Origin of the sequence: Promicromonospora sp. NPDC090134, assembly GCF_044746965.1 — a bacterium.
In the GTDB taxonomy this organism is placed as follows: domain Bacteria; phylum Actinomycetota; class Actinomycetes; order Actinomycetales; family Cellulomonadaceae; genus Promicromonospora.
In genome coordinates this window covers 1,096,387-1,112,907 of the sequence record NZ_JBIVCZ010000001.1, presented here as the reverse complement: position 1 = coordinate 1,112,907, position 16,521 = coordinate 1,096,387, and the positions used below count along the sequence as shown (strand labels likewise).

15 protein-coding genes and 1 tRNA gene are annotated in these 16,521 nt (G+C 72.1%); 4 read left to right on the top strand and 12 right to left on the bottom strand.

Annotated features, from left to right (window positions below; all coding sequences use genetic code 11):
- Positions 1-4: 4 nt before the first annotated feature.
- The 12 genes from rplL to ACIPN7_RS04760 all read right to left on the bottom strand — a co-directional run bounded on the left by rplL (position 5) and on the right by ACIPN7_RS04760 (position 12,495).
- Positions 5-388, bottom strand: a complete 384-nt coding sequence (gene rplL / locus ACIPN7_RS04815) for a 50S ribosomal protein L7/L12 (RefSeq protein ID WP_400538520.1) — start codon at positions 386-388, stop codon at positions 5-7.
- Positions 389-472: 84 nt separating this feature from the next.
- Positions 473-1,003: a 50S ribosomal protein L10 gene (gene rplJ, locus ACIPN7_RS04810; protein ID WP_285100975.1), complete on the bottom strand. Its 531-nt coding sequence runs from the start codon at positions 1,001-1,003 to the stop codon at positions 473-475.
- Positions 1,004-1,332: 329 nt separating this feature from the next.
- Positions 1,333-3,930 (bottom strand): CHAT domain-containing protein, encoded by a 2,598-nt coding sequence (locus ACIPN7_RS04805; RefSeq protein ID WP_400538518.1) that lies wholly within the window; start codon positions 3,928-3,930, stop codon positions 1,333-1,335.
- Positions 3,931-4,060: 130 nt separating this feature from the next.
- On the bottom strand, positions 4,061-6,271 hold the full coding sequence (locus ACIPN7_RS04800; RefSeq protein WP_400538515.1) for a CHAT domain-containing protein: 2,211 nt from the start codon (positions 6,269-6,271) through the stop codon (positions 4,061-4,063).
- Positions 6,272-6,686: 415 nt separating this feature from the next.
- Positions 6,687-8,150 carry a S8 family peptidase gene (locus tag ACIPN7_RS04795; protein ID WP_400538513.1) on the bottom strand — a complete coding sequence of 488 codons (1,464 nt, stop codon included), beginning with the start codon at positions 8,148-8,150 and terminating at the stop codon, positions 6,687-6,689.
- A 93-nt stretch (positions 8,151-8,243) separates the two neighbouring features.
- Positions 8,244-8,804, bottom strand: coding sequence for a hypothetical protein (locus ACIPN7_RS04790; protein WP_400538510.1), 561 nt, complete (start codon positions 8,802-8,804; stop codon positions 8,244-8,246).
- On the bottom strand, positions 8,795-9,463 hold the full coding sequence (locus ACIPN7_RS04785) for an RNA polymerase sigma factor (RefSeq protein ID WP_400538508.1): 669 nt from the start codon (positions 9,461-9,463) through the stop codon (positions 8,795-8,797). The genes ACIPN7_RS04790 and ACIPN7_RS04785 overlap by 10 nt, the downstream gene beginning before the upstream one ends.
- 238 nt (positions 9,464-9,701) lie before the next feature.
- Complete coding sequence (gene rplA, locus ACIPN7_RS04780) at positions 9,702-10,418, bottom strand: 50S ribosomal protein L1 (protein WP_285100965.1); 717 nt, start codon at positions 10,416-10,418, stop codon at positions 9,702-9,704.
- 81 nt (positions 10,419-10,499) lie between these two features.
- The gene (gene rplK / locus ACIPN7_RS04775) at positions 10,500-10,931 is read right to left on the bottom strand and encodes a 50S ribosomal protein L11 (protein WP_020016098.1); all 432 of its coding nucleotides are present in this window, start codon (positions 10,929-10,931) and stop codon (positions 10,500-10,502) included.
- A gap of 74 nt (positions 10,932-11,005) precedes the next feature.
- Positions 11,006-11,824: a transcription termination/antitermination protein NusG gene (gene nusG, locus ACIPN7_RS04770; RefSeq protein ID WP_400538505.1), complete on the bottom strand. Its 819-nt coding sequence runs from the start codon at positions 11,822-11,824 to the stop codon at positions 11,006-11,008.
- Between the two features lie 248 nt (positions 11,825-12,072).
- A complete protein-coding gene (gene secE / locus ACIPN7_RS04765; protein WP_020016096.1) occupies positions 12,073-12,318 on the bottom strand; it encodes a preprotein translocase subunit SecE in 246 nt (81 codons plus the stop codon).
- Between the two features lie 101 nt (positions 12,319-12,419).
- A tRNA-Trp gene (locus tag ACIPN7_RS04760) sits at positions 12,420-12,495 on the bottom strand.
- A gap of 229 nt (positions 12,496-12,724) precedes the next feature.
- On the opposite strand from ACIPN7_RS04760, the gene ACIPN7_RS04755 reads away from it, so the two are divergent.
- Genes ACIPN7_RS04755 through ACIPN7_RS04740 form a run of 4 tightly spaced genes read left to right on the top strand, consistent with a single transcriptional unit; the run spans position 12,725 to position 16,512 of the window.
- On the top strand, positions 12,725-13,621 hold the full coding sequence (locus tag ACIPN7_RS04755; RefSeq protein ID WP_400538501.1) for an ABC transporter ATP-binding protein: 897 nt from the start codon (positions 12,725-12,727) through the stop codon (positions 13,619-13,621).
- On the top strand, positions 13,621-14,490 hold the full coding sequence (locus ACIPN7_RS04750; RefSeq protein ID WP_400538499.1) for an ABC transporter permease: 870 nt from the start codon (positions 13,621-13,623) through the stop codon (positions 14,488-14,490). The genes ACIPN7_RS04755 and ACIPN7_RS04750 overlap by 1 nt, the downstream gene beginning before the upstream one ends.
- Positions 14,480-15,904 carry a sensor histidine kinase gene (locus ACIPN7_RS04745; protein WP_400538497.1) on the top strand — a complete coding sequence of 475 codons (1,425 nt, stop codon included), beginning with the start codon at positions 14,480-14,482 and terminating at the stop codon, positions 15,902-15,904. The genes ACIPN7_RS04750 and ACIPN7_RS04745 overlap by 11 nt, the downstream gene beginning before the upstream one ends.
- Positions 15,901-16,512: a response regulator gene (locus tag ACIPN7_RS04740; protein WP_400538495.1), complete on the top strand. Its 612-nt coding sequence runs from the start codon at positions 15,901-15,903 to the stop codon at positions 16,510-16,512. The genes ACIPN7_RS04745 and ACIPN7_RS04740 overlap by 4 nt, the downstream gene beginning before the upstream one ends.
- Positions 16,513-16,521: the final 9 nt, after the last annotated feature.

Below are 16,521 nucleotides of genomic sequence, written 5' to 3'. Positions count from 1 at the left end.
GAGGTCACTTGAGGGTGACGGTGGCGCCGGCGCCCTCCAGGGCAGCCTTCGCCTTCTCGGCGGCGTCCTTGTCGGCGCCCTCGAGAACCGGCTTCGGCGCGCCGTCGACCAGGTCCTTGGCCTCCTTGAGACCGAGGGACGTGAGCGCGCGCACCTCCTTGATGACCTGGATCTTCTTGTCGCCGGCAGCCTCGAGGATGACGTCGAACTCGGTCTTCTCCTCGACAGCCTCGGCGGCGGCAGCGGCCGGGCCGGCCACGGCAACGGCGGCCGGAGCGGCGGCGGTGACGTCGAACTTCTCCTCGAAGGCCTTCACGAAGTCGGAGAGCTCGATGAGCGTGAGCTCCTCGAAGGCGGACAGGAGCTCGTCGGTGGAGAGCTTCGCCATGATGGCGTTCCTTTCAGTTGGCGCTTCGCGGGCCGGTGCCGGCCCGCGAGAAGCAGGGGGGTGTGAACTGGCGCTGCCACCTGATCAGGCGGCAGCACCCTCCGATTCCTGCTTCTGACGCAGGGCATCGATGGCACGGGCGACCTGGGCGGGCTTGGCGGTGAAGGCGTAAGCAGCACGCGTCAGCGTGGCCTTCAGACCGCCGGCCACCTTGGCCAGCAGAACCTCGCGGGACTCGAGGTCCGCGAGCTTCGTGATCTCCGCGCTGGACATCGGGCGGCCGTCGAGCACGCCGCCCTTGATGACCAGTGCGGGGTTCGCCTTGGCGAAGTCACGCAGACCCTTCGCAGCCTCGACCGGGTCCCCGGTCACGAATGCGATGGCGGACGGGCCCTTCAGGTCGGCGTCGAGACCCTCGACACCGGCCTCCTTGGCCGCGATCCCCGTCAGCGTGTTCTTCACCACGGCGTAGGTTGCGTTGCCGCTGAGCGACCGACGCAGCTCCTTGAGCTGCGCGACGGTGAGCCCGCGGTACTCGGTCAGCACGGCTGCGCTCGAGTCGCGGAACTTGTCCGCGAGCTCTGCGACAGCGGCTGCCTTGTCCGGCCTCGCCATGGCAATCCTTCCGGTGGTGGTACCACCGTCCCCTGGGGCGTGAGCCCCGGGCGTTGCCCCGGAACGAGAAAAAGAGCCCCGGCGCAGGTGCACGGGGCTCGGTTCGCGCGGCAGGACCGCACTCGAGTTCGTCACCTGCGCAGGCCCCCGCTCTCAGCGGGACTTCGGTCTTCTTCCGCCCTGTGCTCTTGCGAGCGGGCAGCGTCGGACGACCGGCGGTCTTGGGTTACCCGAGAACTATACATGGCTCCGCGCGTGAGGCCGCACGCGGCGAGCGGTGGCCTGCGCCACACGACGGACGACGCCGTTCGTTCGCCACCCGCCGGCCGTCACCGGCCCAGACCCTCCAGGGATGCGAAGCACACCAGCGGCACCGGCTCGGGCTCGTCCGCGAGCGCCGCGGCGAGCGCGGCCTCCGGGTCGTCGGTGGCACGCAGGTGGGCGTGGAACCGGGGCATGACGCGCGCGGCGACGGCGTCCGACAGCGGGGCGACGGCGGCCACGACGGCGCGGGCGCCGAGCCGCAGGAGCACGGAGGACAGGCCGAGCACCTCGCCGCCGACCACCTGGGACGAGCCGCCGACCTCGCAGGCCGAGAGGACCAGCACGGATCCGGGGAGCCGTGTGCCGTCGAGCTCGTGGGCGAACAGCGGCCCGTCGGCGAGGTCGACGAAGGCGAAGAGCGGGTTGTCGGCGTCGTGCCTGCCGTGGGTGGCCAGGTGCACGATGTCGTGGGTGGCGAGCACGGCCCGGACCGCCGCCGTCGTCGCGGCGGCGCCGGTGAGGACGGTTGCTCCCGGCCATACGGCGCCGACGGCCCGCACCTCGCTCGCGCCGAGGGCCACGCCGGGACCGTAGGCGGCGAGCAGCCGGTGCCTGTTTCCCGGGCGCGGGTGCGCGCGGCCGCGGGCCATGTAGGAGCGGACGGTCGTGCGGCGGCCGCGCCGGGACGGGAGCGCCGTCCAGGGCACGCTGAGCAGGGGCTCCCTGCCCACGACGTACAGCGGGCCGTCCGCCTGCATCGGCACCGCGAGGAGCCGGTCGAGCGCGTCGAGGTTGCGCCTCAGGGAGCGGCGGGCGGCGTCGCGCAGTGCCGGCGGGACATGCTCGTTGGCGCAGGCCCCGAAGTCCGCGCGGACGCGCAGCGCCCGTTCGGTGACCTCGGCGAGCGGTCCGAGGTCGACGGTGTGCGCGCCGGCGGCGTCGACCCGGACGCAGCGCAGCACGCCGTCGAGCACCAGGTAATTGGCGACGACGGCGCCGTCGTCGCGGGCGGCGAGCAGCGCGCGGACCTCGGCGGTGGTAGCCGGGCGGTCCTCGGCCACGTCGTGCTCGGCGCCGGTGCGGTGCCACGCGCGTTCGCGCGCCGTCGCCAGCAGTCGGCGTGACCGCTCGAACAGGTGGGCGCGTTCCGCGGCGCTGTCCCGGTCGGTGAGGGTGCGGGCCCGGACGACGAGCCCGCGGGCCTCGGTGACGAGCGCGCCGACCGCGGGCTCGTCCGGAGCGACGGTCCCGCCCATGCCGGCGAACGTGGTCCGGCCGCGTTCGAGCGCCTCGAAGAGCCAGTCCGGCCGGGCGGTTCGCAACGCGGCCTCGACGTCGGTCCGTTGCAGGTCCACGCCGTGCGCCGCGGCGGCGGTGACGGACTCGACCGAGCCGAGCCCCACACGATGGTCCGCGAGCAGGTCCAGTCCCGTGCGCACCGCCTCGATGCCGGCCGCCCGGTCCCCCGACGCGAAGGCGAGCTGCGCGAGCACCGTCTGCCGCTGGATCCGCGTGGACAGCGGGGCGTCGGCCATGCCGGCGGGGAGGTTGTCGAGGACGGTGCGCGCGGCGGCGACGTCGTCGGCCAGGAGGTACCAGTGCGCGGCGACGAACCGCGCGGTCAGGCCGGGGCGCTGCCCGAGCAGTGGGTCCACCTCGTCGCCCGCCTCGGCGGCCTCGATGGCCTGCTCGGCACGACGGCGGGCGTCGTCGGGCACGGGGGCCTCACCCCGGCGGATCGGCAGGAGGATCGCTTCCAGCTCGGCGACGCGCGCGACGGCGGCGCGCTGCGGGTGGCCGACGCCGGCGTAGTACCGGCGGGCGAAGGCGGCCGCGGCCTGCGCCTCGTCCCACCGGTGCAGCGCCATGAGGCAGCGGGCGCGGAAGTACTCGGCCTCGGCGCGGTGGTGCGCCCGGCCCGGGACCACCATGCGGGAGATCGCCTGGGTGAGGACCTGCTCGGCGTCCTCGAGCAGCCCGGCCTCGTAGAGGACGGCGCCGCGGCCGATGTCGAGCACGCCGTCGGCTCGTTCCGGGTCGACGGCGCGGGCGGCGGCCATCGCCTGCAGAGCGCCCGGCAGGTCGCCGAGCGCGTACCGCACGAAGCCGGTGTTGTGCAGGGCGAGGGAGGCGATCCCGGGCAGGTCGGCAAGCCCCGCGGCCTCGTGGCAGGCGTCGAAGTCGGCGAGCGCCGCGTCCAGCCGGCCGAGCTCGATGGCGGCGGCGCCCCGGTTGAGCAGCGCCGTGGCGTAGTCGCGCGCGGTGAGCCGGTCCGCGACCGCGAGCGCCCGGTCGAAGGCCGCCACGGCGTCGGTGAGCCGGCCGGAGCGCTGCAGCAGCAGGCCACGGTTCCCGTCGACGACGGCGGCGAGCCGCCTGCGGATCCGCGGCGGTGCGGCGTCGGCGCGGGCGTCGGCGTCACCGAGGAGCGCGAGCGGCTTGTCCAGCGTGTCCTCGATGGTGTGGACGGCGACGGCCTCCCCCGCCAGGGAACGGACCATGCCCTCGGCCCAGCGTTCGCGATCCGTGGGCCCGAGCTCGCCGAGGTCCACGACCCGGAGCCGGTCGAGCACGTCCCGGAACCGCAGCAGCGCGTCGCCGGGCCGCGACCGGGAGTTGAGCTCCCGCGCGGCCAGCAGCTCCGCCTCCAGTTCCGGCCACATACCTGCCCCCTCACCTCACCGGGCCCCACGGGGGCGCCGGGCGGGCCACGATAGCGGGGCATGGGGCGGCCTGTCATCGCCCGGGGCAACCGCGCAGGTCAGGGGTTCGGGGCCGGTGAGACGCCCGGGATCACTCCGCGGTCAGACCTTCGACCGAACTGAAGCAGACCAGGGGTACGGGCTCGGCGACGTCGCGGAGCGCGGCCGCGAGTGCCGCCTCCGGGTCGTCGGACTCGCGCAGGTGGGCGTGCAGGCGGGGCATGACGCGGGCGGCGAGCTCGTCGGAGAGCTTGGCGACGGACGCGATCACGGCGCGCGCGCCCAGGCGCAGGAGCACCGACGTGAGGCCCAGGAGCTCGCCGCCGAGCACCTGGGAGGAACCGCCGACCTCGCACGACGACAGGATGACCACGGATCCGGGCAGCGGTGTGCCGTCGAGCTCGTGGGCGAACAGCGGGCCGTCCGCGAGCTCGATGCTCGCGAAGAGGGGGTTGTCGGCGTCGTGCTGGCCGTGGGTGGCCAGGTGCACGACGTCGTGGGTGGCGAGGGCGGTACGGACCTGCTCGGTGACGGCGTCCTTGCCGGTCAGCACGGTCGCGCCGGGCCACTGCTCGCCGACGGCGCGTGCCTCGGTCGCGCCGTGGCGGACGCCCGGGCCGGCCGCGGCGAGCAGCTTGCGCTCGCCGGTGGGCCGGGCGTGGGTGCGGCCGCGCGCGACGTACGAGTTCACGGAGGTGCGCAGGCCGCTGCGGGACGGGAGCGCGGCCCACGGCACGCTGAGCAGCGGTTCCCGGGCGACCACGTAGAGGTCGCCGTCGGCGTGGAGCGGGGCGAGCAGGACGGTGTCGAGGGCCTTGAGGTTGCGCGCCAGCGACGCCGTCGCCGCGGCACGTAGAGGTGCCGGGATCAGATCGTTGGCGGCCATGGCGAAGTCGGCGGAGAGACGGCGGACCCGCTCGATCACGTCGTCGGCCGGGCCGATGTCGACGGTGGTGACGCCGGCAGCGTCGACACGGACGCAGCGCAGCACATCATCGATGACGAGGAAGCTCGCCACGACGGATCCGTTGTTACCCGCTGCCAGGACGCCGCGCACCTCGCGCGCGGTGACCGGACGCTGCACGGCGCCTGCATTGCCGGCGTGCCGCCAGGAGCGTTCCCGCACCTCACCCTGGATGCGACCCGCACGGCGGGTGAGCCGCTCGCGCTCCTTCGACTCCCCCGCACCAAGTTCTCGCGCTCTGGCCAGCAGTCCGCGTGCCTCGGTCAGGAGAGCCGCCGCCTCGGGATCGTCGGGTGGGGTAACCCGGCCCGTTCCGGCAAACGTGGCGCGGCCACGCTCCAGGGCGTCGAACAGGACGGCCGGCCTACCGGTGCGAACGGCGGCCTCGACGTCCACGCGAGTCAGGTCGACGCCGTGCGCGGCGGCGGCTGTGACCGACTCGACCGAACCGAGCCTGCTGCGGTGATCGGCGAGCAACCCGAGGCCCGCCCGCACGGCACGCAGGCCTCTGGCGCGATCGTCGGTCGCAAACGCGAGCTCAGCCTGGACCGTGTAGTGCTGGACCCGCATGGTGAGCGGAGCGCTGACCATGCCACGGGGCAGGTCGGCGAGCACGTCCCGGGCCGCGTCGAGGTCGCCCGCCAGGACTAGCCAGCGGGCAGCGACCAGCCGGGCCGCATGTCCAGGGTGGTAGCCGAGCGTGGGGCCGGCAGCGTCGCCGGCCTCGGCCACGACCATCGCTTCGCGCGCCCCTCGACGGGTGGCCCCACGTGACGGTCCGCCGGGGTTGCGCACCGCTTCCGTGAGCGACGCCTCGAGCTCGAGGACCCGGGCCAGGGCTGCCATCGACCACTGCCCGCCACGCTCGAACCTTCGGCGGGCCTGGGCTGCCTGGGCGCGCGCGTCGTCGAAACGCAGGAGGCCCATCAAGGCCCGGGCGCGGAACCATTCGGCCTCGGCGTGCTCGAGCCGGAGAGCTGCTTGCGACAGGCGCTCCGCAGCGGTGGCGAGGAGTTGCTCGGCGTCCACGAGCAGGCCGCTCTCGAAGAGCACCTCGGCCCGGCCGAGCTCGGGGATGCCGTCGTCCCAGTCGAACGCGTGCCCCACGGCCCGCTCCATCGATTCCAGGGCACCGGGCAGGTTGCCCAGCGTGTACTGCGCATAGCCGAGGCTGTAGAGAGACCACGAGACGAACCGGGCGTTTCCCAGCGTGACAGCGTGCTCGTGCGCTGCCTCGTACGCCTGCAGGGCGTCACCGAAGGCCCCGAGCTCGCTGTGCACGCTCCCGATGTTGAGGTAGATCGTGGCGAGATCCCGATGGTCGGTGAGACCCGGCATCCGGACGGCGTCGGTGAGGTGCTCGAGGGCTTCCCGGGAATGGCCCGATCGCGAATGGAGCACCCCACGCTGGACGAGGACCAGACTGGCCACCGAGGGATCGGGTGCCAGCTCCACGACCTCCGCGGCGCGATCGCAGAGTGCAAGCGCCTCGTCCAGCGAGCCGGCCAGCGCGTGGACCGGATTGGAAAGACCGAGATAGCTCCGAACCATGAGCTCGACCCACTGAGCCCGGTCCTCCTGGTCGAGCGAGGAGGGTTCAATCTCCCTCAGCTCGACCAGGAGCGCCCGGAATCGCGTCTCCGCGGCAGACCACTTCGCTCGTGTGTGGAGGTTACGGGCGACCTCCAGCCGCTCGAACAATCCCGCCCACGGTTCACGGCGATCGGTCGCCTCCACGCTTACCTCGTCACCGTCAGTGCGGGATCGGCAATCCCGTCGCCTGGTGTGCAGCCTGCCATGCCGCGCCGATCCGGTTCGCCTGGCTCTGCGCGACACGCCCGTTCAGCAGGTGCTGGGCCAGCTCTCCAGCCAGCACCGGCGACGAGAACGAGGTGCCGCTCCACGTGGCGAAGCCACCGGTGAAGTCGTCCGGATCGACCGACTCGCGGCCGCCCGCGGACACCTCCTGCGGCTCCAGGGCGCCATCCGCGGTCACCGGCATGGTGCTGTGCACGTTGGTGCCGGGGCGCACGCTGGTCACCCACGGGCCGTCATTGGCGAAGTCCGCGAGCGTGCCGTTCGGGTTGGAGGCGGTCACCACCAGCAGCGGCGTGTAGTCCGCGCGCAGGTCGCCGGCCTCCAGAGGTTCGGCACGGCCGTCGACGCGACGCACGTGCGGCGCCCACGCGGCGGGGAACACCGGCTGCTCGCCGCCGTCGTTGCCTGCGGACGCAACGACGAGCACGCCGGCCAGACGCAGGTCGCGCAGGGATCCGCGCAGCACGCCCTCGTAGTCGTCCTCGAGCAGCTCTGGCTGGAAGCCGAGCGCGAGCACGACGACATCGACAGGTGTGAACCCCGGCACGCCCGCCACTCCGCGCAGGTGGTACTCCAGGAGCCGCTCCAGCGAGCGCACCAGGTCCCACTCCCGGACCTCGCCGTCCGTGTACATGACGCGGACGGGCAGAATCGCAGCGTCGGGGCACACCTGGTGAACGACGCCCGCGATGAAGGTGCCGTGGCCCACGTAGGGAGCCAGCTCGGTGGCCGGCTCGTGGCCCGTAACCGGCTCGTCCTCAGTGAAGGTGCCGATCGGGCTGCCGTCGATCTGAGCGTCGCGGATGACGACGTGCGACCCGTCGAACCAAGGGTGGGCGCCGATCCCGGTATCGACCAACGCGACGACCGGCCGCTGCACGCCGTCGGCGGTGAGCCACGGGACGGGTCCCGCGCCCAGCGCCCGCTGCGGTATCGGCCCGACGTGCAGGGACGGCTCCCGATCCCCGGGAACGCCGACGCCCGGCTTGACCCGGTGCCCCTGCAGCACGTGGTCCAGGCCGACCCGCTTCCGGTCGCCCTCCCCAGCCCGCGACGCGACGTCGTCGAGCAGGTCCCACACGTCCGCGTCTTCCGTGCCACCCGCGGCGACGTGCACGGCCATGCCCGTGCGCGGCACCTCCGACCGCATGGGTGCCGGTGTGAGCTCCTCGGTCTCGAGCGACAGGCCCCGCTCGGCGGCGCGTTCACGGAGCAGCGCCAGCAGACCGTCGTCCTCCCCCGGCGTGCCCCGCACGATCAGCCTGTCCGCCACGTAGCGGGTCGGCGACAGCCGGACGTCCCGCCGGCAGTTCGCCTCGGCCGGATCAAGCTCCCGGACCGGCCGCCATCCTCCGGCGTGGTCCCGTACGCGAAGTTCTTCGGGCCTGGGCTCGCTCACGGCAATACCTCTCCATTGACAACGATTGCTCGACAGATCCCGCCGCGCCCCTCGGCCGGATCACACACGGTGGTGGTTCAGTGGTTCAGCAGTTCACAGCTCGATGATCGGCGTGCTCACGGCGCCGCCACCGCCGTCGGTCCGACGGACCACCAGGCTCGCGCGGCCGCGCTCGACGGCATCGAAGGAGAACCGGCCGTCCTCGTCGGAAGCGGTGGTGAGCACGTCGACGCCCGGCCGGTGCAGCTCCACGTCCAGGCCCGCCGCCGGTGCGGCCCAGCCGTCGATCCGCACCCGTCCGCCGGCGGACGGGGACAGGGTGATCATCACGGTCAGCGAGTCGTGCGTGAAGGTGATGGTCTTCGCCTCGGCGGGCGCGGCGTCGTCGGCCCGGGCCGCTTGCGCGGCCCCGCGGACGCCGGCGAGCGGCGCGTCGAGGTAGACGGCGTCCATGAGCTCGGCCTCGAGCCCCGCCAGCGTCATCGCGAACAGCGACCGCTCGACGAGCCCCTCTGGCACCGGGTCCACCGCGCCGACCGCGCGGGCGAGGCGGGTCAGCACGGCGCCGTCCTCGGCGTCCAGCACGCCCTTCGGGTCGAACGAGAGGCCCCCCATGGCCTCGTCGTCCTGGTTGGGTTCCGGCGTCAGGTCCACGAGAAGTCCCCTTGCTCATCGAGGATGGTGCGCAGCTTCGCCAGACAGCGGCCGCGAGTCGAACCGATGGAACCCATCGGCATACCGATCGCCGCCGAGATGTACCGGTAGTCCGGCCGGTCGGCGAGCGAGACCAGACGCAGCAGCTCCTGGCAGCGTCCGGGAAGTTTCTGGAGCGACGTCCACAGGATGCGATCGCGCTCGTCGCGCAGCACCTCGGCATCGGGTGGTGGATCGTTCGCGGGGAGAGCCATCGGATGCTCGGGGCTGTCGTCCGGCAGCTCGGTACGGCGCTTCTCGTCGTCGCGGTGCTTGCGCACCGCCTCCCAGGCAGCGCGCTTCGCGGTCACCAGCAGCCACTTCAGCACGGCCTTCGGCTCGGCGATCGTCTCTGCGTGCCGCACGAGCGCGACCCAGGTGCTCTGCACGACGTCGTCCGCGGCGTCACGGTCGACTCCCTGCGCGCGGACGGTGTGCCACAGCAACGGCGTCGCCTCGCGTACCAGGTCGCCGAGCGCCTGGCGGTTGCCGGCGCGGTACTCGGTCAGGGCGATCGCCGCGCGATCGCCGAGCGTGAGACCGGACCCGTCGACGTCGGGCAGGGCCTCCCTTGATCCTGTCATTGCACCACGGGATTCTCTGCTGGCGGATGTTTCCACGTCACCAACCGGACGTGGAGCACTTGGACCAACCGAGTCTACGGCCGAGCTCGCGGATCCGGGGAGGTAGAAAATGGTGCCCACCAGGCACTCCCCTCTCCTCAGCTCACGTCGGCTTCCTGCCGCCCATCAGACAAGAGGTGCGAGGACCGGGTTCGATACATGGTTCTGATGAAAATTCAAAAAGGCCCGCACCCCTTGCGGGATGCGGGCCTTCTTGCGCTCAGGAGAGCTCGGCTCAGGCCGAGAGCTCCTCCAGGAGCTTGGTGGTCTTGCTCTGGTCCAGCGGGATGCCGGGGCCCATCGTCGTGGTCATGGTCGCCTTGCTGATGTAGCGACCCTTCGACGACGACGGCTTGAGGCGCAGGACCTCGTCGAGCGCGGCGACGTAGTTCTCCAGCAGCTGAGCCTCCGAGAAGGAGGACTTGCCGATGATGAAGTGCAGGTTCGCGTGCTTGTCGACACGGAACTCGATCTTGCCGCCCTTGATGTCGGACACGGCCTTGGTGACGTCCATGGTCACGGTGCCGGTCTTCGGGTTCGGCATGAGGCCACGGGGACCGAGCACCTTACCGAGGCGCCCGACCTTGCCCATCAGGTCCGGCGTGGCAACGGCCGCGTCGAAGTCGGTGTAGCCGGCGGCCACCTTCTCGATCAGCTCGTCGCCGCCGACCTCGTCGGCACCGGCCGCGCGGGCCTCCTCCGCCTTGGCGGCGTTGGCGAACACGATGACCTTGGCGGTCTTACCCGTGCCGTTCGGCAGGTTGACCGTGCCACGGACCATCTGGTCCGCCTTGCGCGGGTCCACGCTCAGCCGGAACGCGACCTCGACGGTGGCGTCGTACTTGACCGTGGCGGTCTCCTTGGCCAGGCGGATGGCCTCGAGCGGCGAGTACAGGTTCTCGCTGTCGATCTTCTCCGCGGCGGCGAGGTACGCCTTGCTGCGCTTTGCCATGTTTCTCTCCTTGTGGTCGTAGCGGGCCGTGCGGCCCTGCCACTGGTGGTGGTTCGTCCGGGGCGGAAGCCCCGGGGGGGATCACTCGGAAACGGTGATGCCCATGGAGCGGGCGGTGCCCGCGATGATCAGCGAAGCAGCGTCGAGGTCGTTCGCGTTCAGGTCGGGCAGCTTGGTCGTGGCGATCTCGCGGACCTGGTCCTTGGTGATCGAGGCGACCTTGACCGTGTGCGGCGTCGCGGAGCCCTTGGCCACACCAGCGGCCTTCTTGATGAGCTCGGCGGCCGGCGGGGTCTTGGTGATGAAGGTGAACGAGCGGTCCTCGTACACGGTGATCTCGACCGGGATGACGTTGCCGCGCTGCGACTCGGTCGCCGCGTTGTACGCCTTGCAGAACTCCATGATGTTCACGCCGTGCTGACCCAGCGCGGGGCCGATCGGCGGAGCCGGCGTCGCGGCGCCGGCCTGGATCTGCAGCTTGATGAGGCCGGAGACCTTCTTCTTCGGGGGCATGCGTTCACTACCTTCTGTTGGCTGGGCCTACGCCGTGGGCGATGACCCGGTTGCAATGCTGGGGTACGGACGAATCAGATCTTGGCGACCTGGTTGAACCCCAGCTCGACCGGGGTCTCCCGGCCGAAGATGGAGACGAGGACCTTGAGCTTCTGGGCCTCGACGTTGATCTCGGAGATCGAGGCGGGCAGCGTGTCGAACGGACCGTCGGTCACGGTCACCGACTCGCCGACCTCGAAGTCCACGTGGACCGGCGCCTTGCCGCTGCTGGTCACCGTGCCACCGCCGGCGGCCTGCTGGCCGACCTGGGCGGGCTGCGGCAGCATCGACGGCGCGAGCATCGAGTAGATCTCGTCGAAGCTCAGCGGCACCGGCTGGTGCGTGTGCCCGACGAAGCCCGTGACACCCGGCGTGTGCCGCACGGCGCCCCACGACTCGTCGGTCAGGTCCATGCGCACGAGGACGTAGCCCGGGATGCGAACCCGGCTCACGATCTTCTTCTGCGCGTTCTTGATCTCGGCGACCTCTTCCATCGGAACCTCGACCTGGAAGATGTAGTCCTCCATGTTCAGGCTCTGGATGCGGTTCTCGAGGTTGGTCTTCACGCGCTTCTCGTAGCCGGCGTACGAGTGGATGACGTACCAGTCACCCAGCTGGCTGCGGAGAGTTCGCTTGAACTCCTCGACCTCGTCCACGATGACGTCGCCGTCGGCGTCAACGGGGCGCTCGTCGGCGGCGTCGCCCTCGTCCGCGGGCTCGACGTCGGTCTCGGCCGGGGTCTCGGCGTCCGCAGGCACGTCAGCGTTCTCGGCGTCCAGGGGCGCGTCGACGGCCGTCTCGTCGCCGTCGGCCGGCGAGACGTTCTCCGTCTGGTCCAGAGAGTCCTGGGACACGAAACGAACCTGCTTTCTCTTCGTGCGCCGGGGCTGCGCCCGGCACGGGTGTGCGTACTTCTACGAGCTGTGTCCGGCCATTGTCGCGCGAAAGTACCGCGAAGGGACAATCAGCGACGGGCGAGAACCATCACAGCGAAGTACTGCGCAGCGTGCCCCATGAGCTCGTCCGGCGCACCCGGACCGACACGGACCCGCTTCCGGGACCGGTCGACGGCGGCGTCAGCCGCCGGATCCGCGAGGAAGGATCAGCCGAAGACCCAGCCCGCGAGCATGCCGAAGGCGTAGTCCAGGGCCACCACGAAGATCATGACGACGACCAAGAAGACGAGCACGACGGTCGTGTAGGTGATGAGCTCAGAGCGCGTCGGCGAGACGACCTTCTTGAGCTCGGCCACCACCTGGCGCACGAAGAGCGCGATTCGGGCGAAGATGTTGCCGCCGCCCTTGCTCGGACGCTCCGCGGCGCTCTGGATCACCTCGGTGTCGCTCACTGCTACCCCACTCCTGTGGCCCGGCGCGCCGGGCGGCGCGAACTGCCGTTCCAGGTCCACTCACGTGGGCCCGCTGCGCGCGGCCCCGCTGGGGTTCACGCTGGCAGGGTAGACAGGACTCGAACCTGCAACCTGCGGTTTTGGAGACCGCTGCGCTACCAATTGCGCCACTACCCTTTGTGTTCGATGCCTGATCTTGCCATACCACGAGCCCTGGAGAGGCGCACGGCATCAGGTGAGCATCGATCACCGAGGCACAACTGTACGGTACCCGGGGCCGTAGGTCGAACTCGTTCCGGACGGACCCTTGCAGGTCGCGGAAGGTCCCTTGTCCACCGGACGACGGACACGAGGTGCAGTCGAACGGGCGTCCCGCCACGAGGCTCCCACGGAGCATGCTCGGGGCATGCAGACATCCGGCTCCCCGGCCGTGCGGGTACGCGGCCTTCGCAAGCGGTACGGCAGTGCCCGCACCGGATTCAAGGATGCCGTCGCCGGCCTGGACCTCGACGTCGCCCACGGTGAGATCGTGGCGGTGCTCGGCCCCAACGGCGCGGGCAAGACCACCACCGTCGAGATCCTCGAGGGCTTCCGCGACCGGGACGACGGCGACGTCACCGTTCTCGGTGAGGACCCCAAAGCGGCCGGACGCGCCTGGCGCGCACGGATCGGCGTGGTCATGCAGGACTCCCGGGACCTGAGCGAGCTCACGGTCCTGGAGAAGGTCCGCTCCACCGCGGCCGCCTACCCGGACTCGCGCGACCCCGCGGAGGTGATCGCCGCGGTCGGGCTCGCGGAGAAGGCGAAGGCCCGGACGCGTGGGCTCTCCGGCGGGCAGCGGCGACGGCTCGACGTGGCCCTCGGGATCGTGGGCCGGCCCGAGCTGCTCTTCCTGGACGAGCCCACCACCGGGTTCGACCCCGAGGCGCGCCGCTCCTTCTGGGACCTGGTGACCGGGCTGCGCGACGACGGCACCACGATCCTCCTGACCACCCACTACCTGGACGAGGCCGCGCAGCTCGCCGACCGCGTCGTCGTCGTGCGCGACGGCGTCGTGGTGGCCGAGGGCACGCCCGACTCCCTGGGCGGGCCCGCGGCCCGCACGCCGGTCGTCGCGTGGGACGACGGCGGGGTGCGCCGCACCGAGCACACCGAGCGGCCCACCGCCGCAGTCGCCCGGCTGATCGCCGCGGCGGGACCCGACGGCGAGGTACCCGGCCTGTCCGTGACCCGCCCGACCCTCGAGGACGTCTACCTGTCCCTGATCGGCGAGACCTCGACCGACGCCAAGGAGGCGGCGTGATGAGCACGACTGCTGCGACGAGCACGACGAGTCGGACCGCGGTGGACGCAGTGCGGAGGCTGCCCGGCACGCTCCGGCTCGGCCTGGTGCGCGGCGGCGTGGAGCTGCTGCAGTTCGTCCGCGAGCGCGACTCGATGGTCTTCGGCTTCGCCTACCCGATCATCATGCTGGCGATCTTCTCCACAGTGTTCGGTGACGACGACCCGATCGTCGCCGACGGCGTCACGGTCAGCTTCGCGCAGTACTTCCTGCCCGGCATGATCGCGACCGGCGTCATGCTCTCGACGTACCAGACGCTCGCCATGTCGATCGCCGTCGAGCGCGACGACGGGACGCTGAAGCGGCTGCGTGCCACGCCCCTGCCCGCGACGTCGTACTTCCTGGGCAAGGTGTTCCTGTCGCTGGTCACCGTGCTCGCGCAGACCGCGCTGCTGCTCGCGGTCGCGGCACTCGCCTTCGACGTGCCCCTGCCCGACGACCCGGGGCACTGGGTCACGTTCGCGTGGGTGTTCGTGCTCGGGACGGCGGCGGGGGCGGTGTGCGGCGTCGCGTACTCGTCGGTGCCCCGGTCCGGCCGATCCGCGAGCGCCGTGGTGGTCACCCCGCTCCTGGTGCTGCAGTTCACCTCCGGGGTGTTCTTCCCGGTGACCCAGCTCCCGGGGTGGATGCTCGACCTGTCCTCGATCTTCCCGCTGAAGTGGATCGCGCAGGGCATGCGGTCGGTGTTCCTGCCGGAGGCGTTCGCGGCCGCGGAGCCGGCCGGGTCCTGGCAGCACGGCGCCACGGCTGCTGTACTGGCGGCATGGCTGGTGGTAGCGCTCGTGGTCGGCACCCGGACGTTCCGGTGGCGACGGCACGATGACGGCTGACGGCACCACGGCCGACGAAGCGGCGGACGGGCCCTCCGTGAACCTGCTCTACGCCGGGTGGGAGCAGCAGGTGCGCTGGTGGGACGCGGCGTTCTACGTGATCGTCGCGCTGACCGCCGCCGCTCTGGTGCTGGAGGGTACGCGCGGCCTGGCGCTCGTGGTCGCGCTCGCCGCTCTGGCCGCGATCGTGGTCGCGTACCTGCTGTGGGGTGCGCGGGCGGCGCGGACCAGGGAGCGGCGGCTCGCCGTCGCCTACCTGGTGGTGCTGGTCCTGGGCACGGGGGTGGCGGTGTCGCAGGCGGGCATCGCGACGTTCCTGATGTTCATCGCGTTCGCGCAGGTGTGGATGCTGCTGGAGTCGATCCGGCAGGGCGTGATCGGCTGCGCCGTGCTCGCCGTCTCGGTGACGGTCGGCATCGTCGCCGCCTACGGCTTCGCGCCCGACGTGGTGCTCAGTGTGGTGCCGCAGATGCTGGTGACGCTGCTGTTCGCGGTCGCCCTGGGGCTCTGGTTCCACCTGGCGATGCGGCGCGCCGAGGAGCACGCGCGTCTGCTCGACGAGCTGCGCGCGGCGCAGGCGGAGCTCGCGCGGACCAACCACGAGGCGGGCGTCGTGGCGGAGCGCGAGCGGCTCGCCCGGGAGATCCACGACACCCTCGCCCAGGGCTTCACGAGCGTGGTGATGCAGGCGCAGGCCGCGACGGCCGCCCTCGACGTCGGGGACGACGACGCCGTGCGCGAGCGGCTGCACCTCGTCGAGGACACGGCCCGCGACAACCTGGCCGAGGCACGTGCCCTGGTGGCCGCCTTCGCGCCCGTGGCGCTGCAGGACGCCTCGCTCCCGCAGGCGCTGAGGAGGCTCACGGAGCGGTACGCCCTGGAGACGGAGCAGGTCGTGAGCTTCGAGGCCGACGGCGTCGGGCCGCTCCCGCCGACCACCGAGGTGGTGCTGCTGCGGGCCGCCCAGGAGTCGCTGACGAACGTGCGGCGGCACGCGCGGGCCACGACCGTCGCCGTGCGCCTGGCGAGGGCCGAGGGGGCGGTGACGCTCACCGTGGCCGACGACGGGCGAGGCTTCGGGCCGGACGTCTCCGACGGGTTCGGGCTGGCCGGGATGCGCGACCGGGTGCGGTCGGCGGGCGGCACGCTGTCGGTGAGGTCCCGGGCCGACGCCGGCACGACGCTGCGGGTCCGGGTGCCGGTCGAGGACGCGGCCGACGCCGCCCCGGGCGAGAGGGCGGGTTCGGCCGAGAGGGCAGGATCGGGCGGCGACGCACGCTCGGACGAGACGGCGGGATCGGACAGTGACCCAGGATCACGCGACAGGGCGAGATCGGACAGCGGGACAGGATCGCGCGACGAGCCCAGAGTCGTGGGACCGGCACGCGACGGGACACAGGGGGTGGCGGGATGATCCGGGTGCTGGTGGTGGACGACCATCCGGTGGTGCGGTCGGGCCTGGTGGGCATGCTGACGGTCGAGGACGACCTCGAGGTCGTGGGCGAGGCCGCCGACGGGCAGGAGGCGGTGGCGCTGGCCGCCGAGCTCCGGCCCGACGTGGTGCTCATGGACCTGCGGATGCCCGTGCTGGACGGCGTCGCGGCGACCGCCGGGATCGTCGGCACCGGTCCGCGCGTGGTGGTGCTGACGACGTACGACACCGACGCCGACATCCTGCGGGCCGTCGAGGCCGGTGCGACCGGCTACCTGCTCAAGGACACGCCCCGCGCGGTGCTCGTCGCGGGCGTGCGCGCCGCGGCCCGGGGCGAGACGGTGCTGGCGCCGAGCGTGGCGACCCGCCTGGTCAGCTCGGTCCGTACGGCCGCCGAGCGGCCCTCCGCACGGGAGACCGAGGTGCTGGGGCTGGTGGCCCGTGGCCGGTCGAACTCGGAGGTCGGGCGCGAGCTGTCCATCACCGAGGCCACGGTCAAGACGCACCTGCTCCGCGCCTTCGCCAAGCTGGGCGTCGCGGACCGGACGGCGGCCGTGACGGTGGCCCGGGAACGCGGCTGGATCGCCTGACCTTTCGGC

What these genes read in the sequence shown, in the direction of transcription:
- rplL (WP_400538520.1), bottom strand. Translation starts at nt 388, where the DNA reads ATGGCGAAGCTCTCCACCGACGAGCTCCTGTCCGCCTTCGAGGAGCTC.
- rplJ (WP_285100975.1), bottom strand. Translation starts at nt 1,003, where the DNA reads ATGGCGAGGCCGGACAAGGCAGCCGCTGTCGCAGAGCTCGCGGACAAG.
- ACIPN7_RS04805 (WP_400538518.1), bottom strand. Translation starts at nt 3,930, where the DNA reads ATGTGGCCGGAACTGGAGGCGGAGCTGCTGGCCGCGCGGGAGCTCAAC.
- ACIPN7_RS04800 (WP_400538515.1), bottom strand. Translation starts at nt 6,271, where the DNA reads ATGCCGGGTCTCACCGACCATCGGGATCTCGCCACGATCTACCTCAAC.
- rplA (WP_285100965.1), bottom strand. Translation starts at nt 10,418, where the DNA reads ATGGCAAAGCGCAGCAAGGCGTACCTCGCCGCCGCGGAGAAGATCGAC.
- rplK (WP_020016098.1), bottom strand. Translation starts at nt 10,931, where the DNA reads ATGCCCCCGAAGAAGAAGGTCTCCGGCCTCATCAAGCTGCAGATCCAG.
- ACIPN7_RS04755 (WP_400538501.1), top strand. Translation starts at nt 12,725, where the DNA reads ATGCAGACATCCGGCTCCCCGGCCGTGCGGGTACGCGGCCTTCGCAAG.
- ACIPN7_RS04750 (WP_400538499.1), top strand. Translation starts at nt 13,621, where the DNA reads ATGAGCACGACTGCTGCGACGAGCACGACGAGTCGGACCGCGGTGGAC.
- ACIPN7_RS04745 (WP_400538497.1), top strand. Translation starts at nt 14,480, where the DNA reads ATGACGGCTGACGGCACCACGGCCGACGAAGCGGCGGACGGGCCCTCC.
- ACIPN7_RS04740 (WP_400538495.1), top strand. Translation starts at nt 15,901, where the DNA reads ATGATCCGGGTGCTGGTGGTGGACGACCATCCGGTGGTGCGGTCGGGC.